This window comes from Geodermatophilus sp. URMC 64 (assembly GCF_053502555.1).
On the sequence record NZ_CP199955.1, the window covers coordinates 1,300,021 to 1,314,173 of the forward strand.

Consider the following 14,153-nt stretch of genomic DNA (forward strand, 5'->3'; position numbering starts at 1 on the left):
GCGGCCTCCACACGCTGCGTGACCGTGCCGACAGACGCCGTGTGGAGAGGTTGAGGTGGGCGCTGGGCGCGGTCGCCGTGCTGGCGGGTGGTGCCTGCGCGGCCGCGGTGGTCGACGACTCGCTCGCCGGCGCCGCCGACCTCGCGGTCGTCGTCCTGGGCTCGGTCGTCAGCGCCGTCGTCTGGACGGTGGGCTGGTCGAAGAGCTCCGGCGTCCGTGGCTGGCGGCTGCTGGCCGCGGCGCCGCTGTTCCCCGTGCTCGGTGCCGGCCTGGCCGTGTTCGCACAGGCGACGGACCCGCTGCAGGTCGCGGTCCTCCGCTGGGTGCCCACGGTGCCCGGCTACGCGCTCGCCGTCCTCGGCATCCTCACGCTGGTCGACCGCTCACGGCTGCGCACCGGCCGCCGCGTGCTGGTCGAGCTGGTCCTGTTCGTCCTCGCCTGCCTCGTCGTCGTCGAACTGCTGCTGATCGGCCCCGAGGAGCACTGGTCCGCGCTCGGTGTGGGCGGGCGGCTGGTCCTCGGCGCCGCCGTCGTCGTCACCTCCCTGACCATGGCCGCGGCCCTCACCCTGCTCGGCGTCGTCGAGTCGAACCGCCAGCGCATGGCGGCCGTGCTGCTCGTCGGGGCGGTCTTGCTGACCGCGGGCCGAGGGCTGTCCACGGCGGCGCAGCTGGTCGGCGCCCCGGGCGCGGGCGTGGTCAGCCGGTTCCTCGTCGTCGCCGGCCTGGCCCTGCTGGGTCTCGCCGTCCTGGTCGACCCCGGCCCGCGCTGCGGGACGCCGTCCCGGCCGGTGAGCGGCCGGTCCACCGCGCTCGGCCAGGTCCTCCCGCACATCGCCATGGTCGTGGCGGTGGTCACCGTCGGCACGGCGGCCGTGCTCGGGACCCTGCCGAACCCGTTCAGCTACGCCGGGGGATCCGCGTGCATCGTGCTCGCCGCGGTGCACCGGTGGGTCACCGCCCGCGACGAGCAGCGGATGGGCGCCCGGCTGCGCCGCAGCGAGGCCTACTTCCGGTCGCTGGTGGCCTCCTCCGCCGACGCCGTGCTCATCCTGGACGCCGACCTGCGGGTCACGTGGGCGTCCCCGTCCCTGGGCTGCATCCTCGGCGGGGCCGCCGGGGAGCTGCCCGGCCGGCTGCTGCCCGACGTCGTCCACCCCGACGATGTCGAGAGGCTGGCCGCGCTGCTGCCCACCGCGGCGGAGGACGACGCCCCCTCCGGCGAGCTGCCCGTGCTGCGGCTGACCGATGCCGGCGGCGCGTGGCGCTCCCTGGAGGCCAGCGTCTCCGACCTGCGCCGGGACCCCGAGGTCGGCGCGGTCGTGCTGCACTGCCGCGACGTCACCGAGCGGCAGGCCCGCGAGGAGGCGCTGCGCAGCGTCGCCTACACCGACCCGATGACCGGGCTGCCCAACCAGGCCGGCTTCCTGCGCGCTGTGCAGCGCACGCTCGACGACGCCGTCGAACCCGACGGCCGGGTCGGCACCAGCCTGCTGCTGGTCGAGCTCCAGGGCCTCGCGGAGGCACGCGAGCACACCGGCCGCGACGTGGTCACCAGCGTGGTGGCCGAGATCGGCGGGCGGCTGCGGAGCACCGTCCGCGGCGGCGACGTCGTCGCCCGGATGGGCGGCGGGGCGTTCGCGATCCTCGCCCGCAGCACCGCCCCGGAGGCCGACCAGCTCGCCGACCGGTGCCTCGCCGTCGTCGAGCGGCCCATCACCACCGCGGCCGGCATCGTGGACCTGACCGCCCGTGCTGGCCTGGTCACCCTCGAGCCGGGGTTGCCCGTCGAGGAGCACCTGGGCCGCGCCGCGCTCGCCGTCCGCGCCGCCCACGCCGCCGGCCTGGGGACGGCGACCCGGTACACCCCGGCGCTCGGTGAGGCCGCGGCGCGGCGCGAGCGGCTGCGGATCGACCTGCAGGGTGCCCTCGCCCGCGGCGAGCTGGACCTGGTCTTCTCGCCCATCGTCTCCCTGGAGGAGCAGCGGGTCGCCGGCGTCGAGGCGCACCTGCGCTGGCGGCACCCGGAGTTCGGCGAGGTGCCCGCCGCGGAGTTCCTGCCCATCGCCGAGCGGTCCGGCCTCATCGGCGACCTGCAGCGCTGGGCCCTCGAGGCGGCCGCGACCGCGGTGCGCGAGCTGCCCTCGTCCGGTGCCCCGCTGCGGCTCGGGGTCGACGTGTCGGCGGCCTACGTCGCCGGGGGCACCCTGGTCGCCGACGTGGAGAACGCCCTGGAGGCCTCCGGGCTCACGCCGGAGCGGCTCGTGCTGGAGATCTCCGAGGCGACCGTGCTCGCCGACGACGAGCGCATCGGCATGGACATCGCGACCGTGCGGCTCATGGGCGTGCACGTCGCGCTCGACCACTTCGGCACCGGCTACTCGTCGCTGGCCAACCTCACCCGCCTGCCCGTCGACATCCTCAAGCTCGACCGCACCTTCCTGTCCCGCATGGACCGGGACGCGCAGGCCCGGGCGCTGTGCGAGTCGGTCGTGGGCATCGGCCGGGCGCTGGGCGTCGACGTCGTCGCCGAGGGCGTGGAGACGCCGGCCCAGCTGGCCACCCTCTGCGGCTTCTCCTGCGGGTTCGCGCAGGGGTTCCTGATCTCGCGGCCGCTGCCGCCCGGTGAGCTCACGGCGCTGCTCGAAGCCCGCGCCGGCGTCCTGTGGCCGGGCCTGGTCGGCCAGCGCTGAGCGGGGGGCCGACGCCGGCCTGGCCCCGGGCCGCCGTCGCCGGCCCGCTCGCCGCGCTCGCCGTCGTCCTCGCGGCGCAGGAGCTGCTCCTGCCCGCGTGGACCCCGCGCACCGCCCCGGCGGCGCTGGCGGTCGCGACCGCGGTCGTCAGCCTGCTCGTGCTGCGGCACTGCCGGCGGCTGGACGGGCTCGCCGCGACGACGTGGCGCGGCTTCGCGGTCATCGCCGGCCTGCTGGCGCTGGGCCAGCTCATCCGTGCCGTCACCGCCGTCGGGGTCAACCCGACCGCCGCGGGGCCCTCGGACCTCGTCCTGGCGGCGACCGGCCCGGCCTCGGTCCTCCTCTGCGCCCGGCTGGTCCGGTCCACCCGCGGCCGCATCCGCGCACAGGTGGGGCTGGACGCCGCGGTCGCCTCCGCCGCGCTCGCCGTCGCGCTGGAGATGCTGATCCCGCTCGCGGTCGGCGCCGCCGACCGCGGCGGCGACGCCGTCCTGATCGTGGGCTACCCGGCCGTCAGCGCGGTCCTCTGCACGGTCGGGCTGGTCACCCTGGGCGGCGTCTCCGCGCCCCGCCGCGTCGCGGCCGGCTGGCTGCTGCTCGCGTTCGCCGACCTCGCCGTGGCGATGGCCTCCGGCGCGCTGGCCGTCGCCCGGCCCGCGCCCGTGCTGGACGTCGTCACCAGCACCGCCTACCTCGCCATGCTGGTCGCGGCCACGCTCGCGCTGGCGGCCGATCCCGGACCGCAGGCGCCGAACCGGGAGCCGACCGCGGCGGTGCCCCTGGCCGGCGTCGTCGTGAGCTACTGCCTCAGCTTCGCCGTCGTCCTGTTCCTGCTCGGCGGCTGGGCGCTGGGCCGCCCGCCGACGACGGTCGAACTGGTCACCGTCGCGGTGCTGCTCCTGCTGACCTTCGTCCGCACCCTGGTCTGGGCCCGCGACGGCGCGCGGCTGACCCGGCAGGTGCTGCGGACCGAGGGCTTCTTCCGGTCCCTGGTGCACCGGGCCGCCGACATCACGATCGTGCTGGACGCGGCGGGCGCCATCACCTGGGCCTCGGGCGCGGCCCAGACCCCCACCGCGTGGCCCGCCCGCGACCTCGAGGGCCGGCCGCTGACGAGCTTCGTGCACCCCGACGACCGGCACGAGCTGCTGCGGGCCCTCGGCCGGACCGCGGACCTGGACGACGGCCCCGCGCCGGTCTTCCGGCTGCGCACCCGGGACGGCGGCTGGCGGCGCCTGGAGACGGTCCGGACGGCGTCGTCGGCGGGCCTGCCCGGCCGCGGCGGCGACTCCGACGGCACCGTGCTGCACCTGCGCGACGTCGTGGAGCGGCGCAGCGCCGAGCTGGACCTCGAGCGCATGGCCTACACCGACTTCCTCACCGGGCTGGCCAACCGCGCTCGGCTGATGGCCGCGCTCGAGACCGCCCGCGCCCGCGCGTCCCGGCGGGGCGAGTTCTGCGTGCTCATGCTCGACCTCGACGGCTTCAAGCCGGTCAACGACCTCGCCGGTCACGACGCGGGCGACGACCTGCTCGTCCAGGTCGGCGCACGGCTGCGCCGCACCGTCCGGGACCGGGACCTGATCAGCCGGCTCGGCGGGGACGAGTTCGCCGTCCTGGTCCGGGCGGGGCTGGACGAAGCGACCGTGCTGGCCGAGCGGATCGTCGCCGAGCTGCGCGACCTGCACCCGAGCGCAGCGGCCGACGGGCTCGTCCTCGAGGTCTCTGGCAGCGTCGGCGTGGCCGAGTTCGACCCGGCCGACGACGTCGCGACGACGATGCGCCGCGCCGACCTCGCGCTGCGCGCCGCCAAGACCGCCGGCAAGAACTGCGTGCGGCTGCACGCCGCGGACGACGCCCACGGACGGCGGACCCGCCTCGCCCGGGACCTCCCGCGGGCCATCGAGGACGGGCAGCTGCGCCTGGTGTTCCAGCCGGTCGTCGGCGTCGCGGAGCGGCGGGTGCTCGGCCTGGAGGCTCTGGTCCGCTGGCAGCACCCGCAGCTCGGCACCGTCCCGCCGGACGAGTTCATCTCCCTGGCCGAGGCCGACGGGCTGATCGTGCCGCTGGAGCGCTGGGTGCTGGGCGCCGCGACCGCCACCCTCGCGCCGTTGCTCGCCGAGGGCCGCGACCTCCGGCTCGGCGTCAACGTCTCGGTGCGCCACCTGCAGGCCGGCTGCCTGGCGCCCGACGTGGCCCGCGCGCTGGCCGGCAGCGGCGTGCCGCCGCACCGGTTGATGCTGGAGATCACCGAGTCGGTGCTCATGGCCGCCCAGGACCAGATGGCGGGGGAGCTCTCGACGCTGCGCGAGATGGGCTGCGTGCTCTCCCTCGACGACTTCGGCAAGGGCTACTCCTCGCTGGCGCGGCTGGCCCGCCTGCCGGTCGACATCCTCAAGATGGACCGCGAGTTCGTCGGGAACATCGACGGGGACCCGCGCAGCGCGGCCATCGTCGGCAGCGTCGTGGAGCTCGGCCGCACCCTCGGGATGGACGTCGTCGCCGAGGGCGTCGAGACAGCCGGTCAGCTCGCGGCCCTGCACCGGCTCGGCTGCCGCTACCTCCAGGGCTATCTGCTCGGCCGCCCGGTGCCGGCCGAGGACCTGCCCGCCGTGCTGGACGGGTTCGACCCCGGGCTGCTCGACGAAGCGGCCGATCTCACGGAATCGGTGCTCGCCGTTCACTGAGTGGGACGCGTCAGTTGACGGAGGTGCCCGCCAGGGCGCAGAGTGTGCGGGTGCGTCCTGCCCGCCAGCTCCTCGTAGTCGCCTAGCGCGCCGGTCCCCCGACCGACGCGCTGACCCTTCGTGCCTGCGGCACGAGGGGTTTTTTGTTGCCCGCATCGCACACCGCCCGCCCCCGCACGGCCCCCGCCCCAGGAGAACGCCGCGATGAGCACCACCACCCCCCGTGAGTCCGCCAGCCGCGAGGCCGCCGCCTCGCTGGCCGGCGTCGAGACCACGGCCGGCCCCGAGACGGCTGCGGCTGCCCGGGCGCCCGAGCCGGCCACCGGCATCACCGGGGCCCAGAGCCTCGTCCGCTCGCTCGAGGCGGTCGGCGTCGAGGTGATCTTCGGCATCCCCGGTGGCGCGATCCTGCCCGCGTACGACCCGCTGTTCGACTCCACGGTCCGCCACGTGCTGGTCCGGCACGAACAGGGCGCCGGGCACGCGGCGACCGGCTACGCGCAGGCCACCGGCAAGGTCGGCGTCTGCATGGCGACCTCCGGGCCGGGCGCCACCAACCTGGTCACCCCGCTGGCCGACGCGCACATGGACTCGGTGCCGATCGTCGCGATCACCGGCCAGGTGCCCAGCGCCGCGATCGGCACGGACGCCTTCCAGGAGGCCGACATCCGCGGCATCACGATGCCGGTGACCAAGCACAACTACCTGATCACCCACGCCGACGAGATCCCGCAGCGGATCGCCGAGGCCTTCCACCTCGCCGCCACCGGCCGGCCCGGCCCCGTCCTCGTCGACATCTCCAAGGACGCCCTCCAGGCGCGGACGGACTTCTCCTGGCCGCCCCGGCTGGACCTGCCCGGCTACAAGCCGACCACCCGGCCGCACGGCAAGCAGGTCCGCGAGGCCGCGCAGCTCATCGCCGCCGCCCGCCGCCCGGTGCTCTACGTCGGCGGCGGGGTGCTCAAGGCGCACGCCACCGAGGAGCTCAAGGCGCTGGCCGAGCTCACCGGCGCCCCTGTCGTCACGACGCTCATGGCTCGCGGGGCCTTCCCCGACAGCAACCGCCAGCACCTGGGCATGCCCGGCATGCACGGCACGGTCGCCGCGGTGACGGCGCTGCAGAAGGCCGACGTCATCGTGGCGCTGGGTGCGCGTTTCGACGACCGGGTGACCGGCAAGCTGTCGACCTTCGCGCCCGGCGCGCTGATCGTGCACGCCGACATCGACCCGGCCGAGATCGGCAAGAACCGCAAGGCCGACGTCCCGATCGTGGGCGACGCCAAGGAGACGATCGCCCAGCTGGTCGACGCGCTGCGGCACGAGCACGACGCCGGACGGACGGCGGACCTCTCGGCCTGGTGGTCACAGCTGGACAGCTGGCGGGAGAAGTACCCGCTCGGCTACGAGTGGCCCGAGGACGGGACGCTGTCGCCGCAGTACGTGATCGAGCGGCTCGGCGCGATCGCCGGACCGGACGCGATCTACGCCGCCGGCGTCGGCCAGCACCAGATGTGGGCCGCGCAGTTCATCTCCTACGAGAAGCCCGGCACCTGGCTCAACAGCGGCGGCCTCGGGACGATGGGCTACGCCGTCCCGGCCGCGATGGGGGCCAAGTACGGCCGGCCGGAGACCACCGTCTGGGCGATCGACGGCGACGGCTGCTTCCAGATGACCAACCAGGAGCTGGCCACCTGCGCCATCGAGGGCATCCCGGTCAAGATCGCGATCATCAACAACGGCAACCTCGGCATGGTCCGGCAGTGGCAGACGCTCTTCTACGAGAGCCGCTACTCGAACACCAAGCTGCACGCCCAGAACGAGGACGGGACGCCCAAGCAGGTGCGCATCCCCGACTTCGTGCTCCTGGCCGAGGCCATGGGCTGCGTCGGGCTGCGCTGTGAGAACAAGGACGACGTCGACGCCGTGATCGAGAAGGCCATGGCGATCAACGACGCCCCCGTGGTCATCGACTTCGTCGTCGGCCACGACGCCCAGGTCTGGCCGATGGTCGCGGCGGGGGCGAGCAACGACGACATCATGGCCGCGCGCGACGTGCGCCCGGTCTTCGGCGACGACCAGGTGTAAGCGGAAGGACCCTCGTTCTCCCCATCGCTCGCAGGCTCGCGACGGGGCCCTGAACGGGGGCCCGACCCCGTCACCGTAGATCTTGAAAGGAACCCTGGGTATGCCGCGCCACACCCTGTCCGTCCTGGTCGAGAACAAGTCCGGTGTCCTCGCCCGCGTCTCGGCGCTGTTCAGCCGCCGCGGGTTCAACATCGAGTCCCTCGCCGTCGGGCCGACGGAGAACCCCGACCTGTCCCGCATGACGATCGTCGCGGACGCGGAGTCCGCGCCGCTCGAGCAGATCACCAAGCAGCTGAACAAGCTGATCGAGGTGATCAAGATCGTCGAGCTCGAGGAGGGTGCCGCCGTCGCGCGCGAGCTGCTGCTGGTCAAGGTCCGCGCGCCGATGGCCGACCGGACGCAGGTGCTGCAGACCGCCGAGCTCTTCCGCGCCCGCGTCGTCGACGTCAACACCGACACGGTGACCCTCGAGGCCACCGGCACCCCCGACAAGCTGCAGGCGCTGCTCGCCGTCCTCGCCCCCCTGGGGATCAAGGAGATGGCCCAGTCCGGCACCGTGGCCCTGGGCCGCGGTCCGAGGTCGATGTCGGGCGCGGGTACCTTGCGCCCCGTCGAGCGCACCGCCTGAACCGCTCCACCCCCCACCGCGCTTTATCGCGATAAAGCACCATCTGAAAGGGACATGCATGGCCGCCGAGATCTTCTACGACGACGACGCCGACCTCTCGATCATCCAGGGGCGCACCGTCGCCGTCCTGGGCTACGGCAGCCAGGGGCACGCGCACGCCCTCTCGCTGCGCGACTCCGGGGTCGACGTCCGTGTCGGCCTGCCCGAGGGCAGCAAGAGCCGGCCGAAGGCCGAGGCCGAGGGGCTGCGGGTCGTCACCCCGGCCGAGGCGGCCGCGGAGGCCGACCTGATCATGATCCTCGCGCCGGACCACGTGCAGCGGCACCTGTACGCCGAGTCCGTCGAGCCCAACCTGCAGGACGGCGACGCGCTGTTCTTCGGCCACGGGTTCAACATCCGCTTCGGCTACATCAAGCCCCCGGCCGGCGTCGACGTCGCCATGGTCGCCCCCAAGGGCCCCGGCCACCTGGTGCGCCGCGAGTTCGAGAACGGCAAGGGCGTGCCCTGCCTGGTTGCCGTCGAGCAGGACGCAAGCGGGCAGGCGCTGCCGCTGGCGCTCTCCTACGCCAAGGCGATCGGCGGCGCCCGCGCCGGCGTCATCAAGACGACCTTCGCCGAGGAGACCGAGACCGACCTGTTCGGCGAGCAGGCCGTGCTCTGCGGTGGCATGTCCGCCCTGGTCACCGCGGGCTTCGAGACCCTCACCGAGGCCGGCTACCAGCCGGAGATCGCCTACTTCGAGTGCCTGCACGAGCTGAAGCTGATCGTCGACCTCATGTACGAGGGCGGCATCGCCAAGCAGCGCTGGTCGGTGTCCGACACCGCCGAGTACGGCGACTACACCTCCGGCCCGAAGGTGATCGACGAGCGGGTCAAGGCGACCATGGGCGAGATCCTGGCCGCGATCAAGGACGGCTCGTGGGCCGCCTCGTTCATCGCCGACCAGGACGCCGGCGCGCCCGACTTCAAGCGCCGCCGGGCCGAGGCCGAGGCGCACCCGATCGAGGAGACCGGCCGCAGGCTGCGCGGCCTGATGAGCTGGGTGTCGGCATCCGACGACTACACCGGTACCGCCGCCCGCAACTGACGGGACCCCCTTCTCCCACCCCTCGCTCTCCTCGGGGCGGGACCCGGAAGGGGCCGTTCCATCACGTCACGGAGCCCCCGCTGCCGGCAGGCAGCGGGGGCCCTTCTCGTTCGGCCGCGGAACTCAGTAGCTGAGGCCGCGGGCGGCGAAGTACTGCTTGGACTGCGGGTTCAGCAGCAGAGCCACGATGACCCCGGGGATGACGATCCCGAGCACGCCGTTGAACGCGTTCCCACCGGTCGTGGCCAGAGAGACGATGAGCGAGATCAGCCCGAGAGCGATGGCCGCGTAGCTGACGTACAGCAGCAGCTTGGGCGACTTGCCCTGCAGCACCTGGATGCCGCCGACCAGCAGTGCCACGGAGAGGGCGAGGGAGACCAGGAAGATCAGTCCGGCGAAGCCGGCGCCCAGGCCGAACGCGGCCAGCATGACCAGGAGTGCGAAGAGGGCGCCGATGCCGCCCCAGACGATGCCGACGATCGCGGCACCGGTGACGGTGCCCGGGCGCTGACCACCGGGAGCTCCGTACCCGGCGGGACCGCCGGTGTAGGACGGCGCCGGCTGGTAGCCCTGCGGCTGGTAGCCCTGCGGCTGAGGAGCGCCCCAGTCCGGCTGGCCCTGAGGAGCACCCCCCTGCGGGTCGTTCGGGTCGGAACCGGGGGTGGGGGTGGACATGGGGCAGCTTCCTCCTGGTACGTGCGTCCGCCCGTCTGGCGGTCGGCGGCGGAGTGTAGGGGCATGCGCACCGCCGAGGGGCGGTCCGCCACGTGCTCGTGACGTGCGCGTGATCCGTGCAGGGTCACCCGGCCGTCACCGACGGTCACCGACCGCGCAGCGCCCGATGGGTCGCGAAGAACTGGGAGGCGGCGCGGACGGACAGCAGGATCACGATGGCCAGGGCGGCGAGGAAGAACAGCAGGCTCGTGACGACCGAGCCGCCGCCGGCCTCGTCGGCGTTGGCCAGGTTGCCGAAGAACCCGAAGGCCGTGAAGGCCAGCGCGATGGAGCCGCCGACGAGCAGCAGGACCCGGCTCCGGCCGGTGAGGGCCCACACCGAGCCCCAGATCATGAGCACCGTCCAGACCAGCGCCAGGATGCCGACGACGATCAGCGCGCCGCCGAGGAAGCCGAAGGCCTCGCCGAAGCCGGGCAGGTCGTCCTCGATGTCGCTGGAGCCGCCGGTGGCCACTGCGCCGACGAAGAGGAAGAGGATCGTCACCAGGGCGCCGAGCGCGCCGAAGATGAAGCCGAGGACCGCCGCGGTCACCACGCCGCCGGGCTTGGCCGGGCGGCTCCCGGGCGCCGGCTGCCCATAGCCCCCGGGCATCGAGTACTGGCCATAGGGCATGGGCTGCTGCTGGCCGTGCGGCGACGCCGGGTACTGCGGGTGCGCGCCGTACTGCGGCTGCTGCCCGTACGGTTGCGACTGGCCGTACGGGTTGTTCGGCTGCTCGGTCATGATCTCCTCCGTCGGCGCCGGCGATGCCGACTTCTCCGGCGCCAGGATGTCCGTCCGGTGATCCCGAGGGCAAGCAACGTCCCCGGGATGGGTGGTGTCGCTCCAGAGACCGGCTGATGGCCGCCCGGCTCCCGCTCCTAGGCTGTCCTCCCGTGACCACGACCCCGCCCGTCGTCCTGATCGCCGAGGAACTCGCCCCGAGCGTCCTGGAGGTGCTCGGCGAGGACGTCGAGATCCGGCACGTCGACGGCGCCGACCGCGCCGCCCTGCTGCCGGCCCTGGCCGACGCCGCGGCCGTGATGATCCGCAGCGCGACGCAGATCGACGCGGAGGCCCTGGCCTCCGCGCCCAACCTCAAGGTCGTCGCCCGCGCCGGCATCGGGCTGGACAACGTCGACGTCGCGGCCGCCACGGCGCGCGGCGTCATGGTGGTCAACGCCCCGACGTCGAACATCGTCAGCGCCGCCGAGCACGCCGTCGCGCTGCTGCTGGCCGCGGCGCGGCACATCCCGGCCGCCGACGCGTCGCTGCGCGAGGGGCAGTGGAAGCGGTCGAAGTTCACCGGCGTCGAGGTCACCGAGAAGACCGTCGGCGTCGTCGGGCTGGGGCGCATCGGCGTCCTCGTCGCCCAGCGCCTGGCCGCGTTCGGCGTCGAGCTGATCGCCTACGACCCCTACATCCAGCCCGGCCGGGCCGCGCAGCTCGGCGTGCGGCTGGTCTCCCTGGAGGAGCTGCTCCGCGAGTCCGACTTCATCACCATCCACCTGCCCAAGACGCCGGAAACCCTCGGCCTGATCGGCGCCGACGAGCTGGCGCTCACCAAGCGCGGCGTGATCATCGTCAACGCCGCCCGCGGCGGGCTGGTCGACGAGGCGGCCCTGGCCGACGCGCTGAAGTCGGGCCAGGTCGGCGCGGCCGGCATCGACGTCTACGCCAAGGAGCCGTGCACCGACAGCCCGCTGTTCGAGCTGCCCAACACGGTGGTGACCCCGCACCTCGGGGCCTCCACCACCGAGGCGCAGGACAAGGCGGGCACGGCGGTGGCCCGCTCGGTGCGCCTGGCGCTGCAGGGTGAGTTCGTCCCCGACGCGGTCAACGTGCAGGCCGGGGGCGTGGTGGCCGAGGACGTGCGCCCAGGGCTACCGCTGGCGGAGAAGCTGGGCCGGCTCTTCACGGCGGTGGCCGGCGGGCTCGCCCAGTCGCTCACCGTGGAGGTGCGCGGCAAGCTGGCCGAGTTCGACGACTCGGTCATGCAGCTCGCCGTCCTCAAGGGCGTCTTCTCCGACGTCATCGAGGAGCAGGTCACCTACGTCAACGCACCGCTGCTGGCCCAGCAGCGCGGGCTGGAGGTGGCGCTGTCGAGCGACCTCGAGAGCCCGACCTACCGCAACCTGGTCACCGTCCGCGGGGCGATGGCCGACGGCACGCAGCTGGCCGTCTCGGGCACGCTCTACGGGAAGAACCAGGTGCCGCGGCTGACCGAGGTCGCCGGGTTCGAGATCGACCTCGAGGCCTCGGGCTACCTGTTGTTCTTCACCTACACCGACCGGCCCGGCGTGGTCGGCACCGTGGGCGCCGCGCTGGGCGAGGCGGGCGTGAACATCGCCGGTGCGCAGGTCAGCCGCACCACGCGCGGCGGCGAGGCGCTGATGGCGGTCACCGTCGACAGCCCGGTCAGCACCGAGCTGCTCGAGGACATCGCCGGGCGGATCGGGGCGCGTGAGGCACGTGCCGCAGATCTCAACAACGCCTGACCTAGGGTTCCCTCTCATGCGCCTGGCAGTGATCCCTGGAGACGGCATCGGGCCCGAGGTGGTGGCCGAGGGCCTCAAGGTCCTCACGGAGGTCGCCCCCGACGTCGAGACGACGCACTACGACCTCGGCGCGGCCCGGTGGCAGCGCACCGGCGAGCTGCTGCCGGACACCGTGCTCGACGAGCTGCGCCAGCACGACGCGATCCTGCTCGGCGCGGTCGGCGATCCCGGCGTGCCCAGCGGCATCCTCGAGCGGGGTCTGCTGCTGCGGCTGCGCTTCGAGCTCGACCACCACGTCAACCTCCGCCCCGCGAAGCTGTTCGACGGCGTGCAGAGCCCGCTGGCCGACCCCGGGCCGATCGACATCCTCTGCATCCGCGAGGGCACCGAGGGGCCGTACGTCGGCAACGGCGGCGTGCTGCGCAAGGACACGCCGCACGAGATCGCCACCGAGGTCAGCGTCAACACCGCCTACGGGGTGGAGCGGGTGGCGCGCTACGCCTTCGAGCGGGCGATGCTCCGGCCGCGTCGGCACCTCACGCTGATCCACAAGACCAACGTGCTCACCCACGCCGGCGGGCTGTGGTCGCGCACGGTCGAGGAGCTGGCCGCGGAGTTCCCGGACGTCACCGTCGCCTACCAGCACGTGGACGCCGCGTCGATGTTCTTCCTGACCGACCCCGGGCGCTTCGACGTCATCGTCACCGACAACCTCTTCGGGGACATCATCACCGACATCGCCGCCGCGGCGACCGGTGGCATCGGGCTCGCGGCCAGCGGCAACCTCGACGTCTCCGGCAGCAACCCGAGCATGTTCGAGCCGGTGCACGGCTCCGCGCCCGACATCGCCGGGCAGGGGCTCGCCGACCCGACCGCCACGGTCCTCTCGATCGGCCTGCTGCTCGACCACCTCGGCCGTGCCGACCAGGCGAAGAAGGTCAACGCGGCGGTCGCCTTCGACCTGTCCACCCGCGACCCGCACGGGCCGGTCCGGACGGCGGAGGTCGGCGACCGGCTGGCCGCGCTCGCCGGCGGCTGAGCCGCGCCGGGGGTGCCCGTGGACTTCCCCTGGGACGAGTCCCGGCGGGCGTTCGCCGACGCCGCCGGCTGGTTCGTGGGCACCGCCGGCCTCGTCGGCGACCGCTGGGCCGAGCCGGGCCTGGGGGAGTGGGACGTCCGCGCCCTGGTCGGCCACACCAGCCGCTCCCTGCTGACCGTCGAGGCCTACCTGGACAAGCCCGCGGCGCGTGTGGACGTCGGTTCCGCCCCGGACTACTTCCGCGCCACCCGGCAGATGGCCGCCGGACCCGCCGTCGCCGAGCGGGGGCGAGAGGCCGGGCGGGCCCTGGGCGACGAGCCCGCGGGGGCCGTCGCGGACATCGCCGCCCGCGTCGTCCCCCTCGTGGCGACGAAGGACGGCGGCGAGCTGCTCACGACCGTCGCGGGCGGCATGCGGCTGGTTGACTACCTGCCGACGCGCACCTTCGAGCTGGTCGTGCACACGTGCGATCTCGCCCGGGCGCTCGATCTGCCGATGGAGGTGCCGGCCACGGCGGCGCGGCAGGCACTGCGGCTGGTGGCCGAGCTCGCGATCGCCGCCGGTGTCGCCGGACAGCTGTTGCTCGGAGCCACCGGCCGACCGGCACCAGCGGGCGGCTTCTCCGTGCTCTGACCGCGCCGCGCGCCACGATCAGCTCAGCTCACCGCACCGCGTCCTGGCTCACGTCCCACCGTGAGCCAGGACGACGGGGGATCAGCTC

The 14,153-nt window shown here is 73.9% G+C and carries 10 protein-coding genes; 8 read left to right on the forward strand and 2 right to left on the reverse strand.

Going from position 1 to position 14,153, the window contains the following annotated elements; all coding sequences use genetic code 11:
- Positions 1-41 precede the first annotated feature (41 nt).
- The 5 genes from ACWIYF_RS06435 to ilvC all read left to right on the forward strand — a co-directional run bounded on the left by ACWIYF_RS06435 (position 42) and on the right by ilvC (position 9,180).
- A complete protein-coding gene (locus tag ACWIYF_RS06435) occupies positions 42-2,693 on the forward strand; it encodes a putative bifunctional diguanylate cyclase/phosphodiesterase (protein WP_448627290.1) in 2,652 nt (883 codons plus the stop codon).
- On the forward strand, positions 2,666-5,380 hold the full coding sequence (locus tag ACWIYF_RS06440; RefSeq protein WP_448627291.1) for a putative bifunctional diguanylate cyclase/phosphodiesterase: 2,715 nt from the start codon (positions 2,666-2,668) through the stop codon (positions 5,378-5,380). The genes ACWIYF_RS06435 and ACWIYF_RS06440 overlap by 28 nt, the downstream gene beginning before the upstream one ends.
- A gap of 204 nt (positions 5,381-5,584) precedes the next feature.
- The gene (locus ACWIYF_RS06445) at positions 5,585-7,465 is read left to right on the forward strand and encodes an acetolactate synthase large subunit (RefSeq protein ID WP_448627292.1); all 1,881 of its coding nucleotides are present in this window, start codon (positions 5,585-5,587) and stop codon (positions 7,463-7,465) included.
- 100 nt (positions 7,466-7,565) lie between these two features.
- The gene (gene ilvN, locus ACWIYF_RS06450; protein ID WP_448627293.1) at positions 7,566-8,093 is read left to right on the forward strand and encodes an acetolactate synthase small subunit; all 528 of its coding nucleotides are present in this window, start codon (positions 7,566-7,568) and stop codon (positions 8,091-8,093) included.
- Between the two features lie 58 nt (positions 8,094-8,151).
- Positions 8,152-9,180: a ketol-acid reductoisomerase gene (gene ilvC / locus ACWIYF_RS06455; protein ID WP_448627294.1), complete on the forward strand. Its 1,029-nt coding sequence runs from the start codon at positions 8,152-8,154 to the stop codon at positions 9,178-9,180.
- A gap of 123 nt (positions 9,181-9,303) precedes the next feature.
- On the opposite strand, the gene ACWIYF_RS06460 is transcribed toward ilvC, so the two are convergent.
- Entirely contained in the window at positions 9,304-9,855 is a 552-nt protein-coding gene (locus ACWIYF_RS06460; RefSeq protein ID WP_448627295.1) for a hypothetical protein, read from the reverse strand.
- A 145-nt stretch (positions 9,856-10,000) separates the two neighbouring features.
- The gene (locus tag ACWIYF_RS06465) at positions 10,001-10,639 is read right to left on the reverse strand and encodes a hypothetical protein (RefSeq protein ID WP_448627296.1); all 639 of its coding nucleotides are present in this window, start codon (positions 10,637-10,639) and stop codon (positions 10,001-10,003) included.
- A 152-nt stretch (positions 10,640-10,791) separates the two neighbouring features.
- Here ACWIYF_RS06465 and serA point away from each other — a divergent pair, with 152 nt between their 5' ends.
- Genes serA through ACWIYF_RS06480 form a run of 3 tightly spaced genes read left to right on the forward strand, consistent with a single transcriptional unit; the run spans position 10,792 to position 14,065 of the window.
- Positions 10,792-12,393, forward strand: coding sequence for a phosphoglycerate dehydrogenase (serA, locus tag ACWIYF_RS06470; protein ID WP_448627297.1), 1,602 nt, complete (start codon positions 10,792-10,794; stop codon positions 12,391-12,393).
- Positions 12,394-12,409: 16 nt separating this feature from the next.
- Positions 12,410-13,432 carry a 3-isopropylmalate dehydrogenase gene (locus ACWIYF_RS06475; protein ID WP_448627298.1) on the forward strand — a complete coding sequence of 341 codons (1,023 nt, stop codon included), beginning with the start codon at positions 12,410-12,412 and terminating at the stop codon, positions 13,430-13,432.
- 18 nt (positions 13,433-13,450) lie between these two features.
- The gene (locus ACWIYF_RS06480; protein ID WP_448627299.1) at positions 13,451-14,065 is read left to right on the forward strand and encodes a maleylpyruvate isomerase N-terminal domain-containing protein; all 615 of its coding nucleotides are present in this window, start codon (positions 13,451-13,453) and stop codon (positions 14,063-14,065) included.
- Positions 14,066-14,153 lie beyond the last annotated feature (88 nt).

Excerpts from the sequence above, each read along its gene's own strand:
- ilvC (WP_448627294.1), top strand. The coding sequence starts at position 8,152 with ATGGCCGCCGAGATCTTCTACGACGACGACGCCGACCTCTCGATCATC.
- ACWIYF_RS06475 (WP_448627298.1), top strand. The coding sequence starts at position 12,410 with ATGCGCCTGGCAGTGATCCCTGGAGACGGCATCGGGCCCGAGGTGGTG.
- ilvN (WP_448627293.1), top strand. The coding sequence starts at position 7,566 with ATGCCGCGCCACACCCTGTCCGTCCTGGTCGAGAACAAGTCCGGTGTC.
- ACWIYF_RS06445 (WP_448627292.1), top strand. The coding sequence starts at position 5,585 with ATGAGCACCACCACCCCCCGTGAGTCCGCCAGCCGCGAGGCCGCCGCC.
- ACWIYF_RS06465 (WP_448627296.1), bottom strand. The coding sequence starts at position 10,639 with ATGACCGAGCAGCCGAACAACCCGTACGGCCAGTCGCAACCGTACGGG.
- ACWIYF_RS06460 (WP_448627295.1), bottom strand. The coding sequence starts at position 9,855 with ATGTCCACCCCCACCCCCGGTTCCGACCCGAACGACCCGCAGGGGGGT.